We start from the raw sequence: 542 nt of genomic DNA on the forward strand, positions 1-542 counted from the left end.
CACGTTTTGCCGGCGTGGTATTTACCGCCATCGGACTGACCGCCTGCGGTTTTGCCGGTTTCAACTTTCTCGGCAGACACCATGGCCGCAGCGTTGTCTTAATCCTTATCGGCAGCATCGGTTTGCTGCCCATCGCCCACTTCCTCAATCCCATGTCGGCCGCTTTTGCCGCGTTTGGATTGATTCTGTGCGGCTTTTCACTGGCACGCCGCCGCGTCATTATTGCCATTTTGCTGTTGTGCGGCGGCTGGGTTTTACTCTCCCTCTCCTCAGGCTATCTGCTGACCGCGGCCATGATGTTTTTGGCACTTGCCTTGTCGTTCCATTCCACTTGGCAAAGCAAACGCTATCTGCTGACCCTGATTGGCGCCATCGTCGTTTCCCTGCCCCTGCTGATTCTGTATCCACTGGTTTTATCAAAAACCAATCCCGAATGGTTTGATATTTGGTTCAATCATTATTCCTTAGGCGTATTCGGCGGCTTCCATCAGATTCAGACGGCCTTCAACCTGCCCTATTATCTGAAAAACCTGCTGTGGTTT

General features: G+C 52.4%; 1 pseudogene. It reads left to right on the forward strand.

Annotated features, from left to right (window positions below):
• Positions 1 to 542 (forward strand): annotated as a pseudogene (locus tag ACTHSP_RS21500) (glycosyltransferase family 39 protein); the annotation flags it as partial.

This window comes from Neisseria sp. P0001.S005, assembly GCF_051963715.1.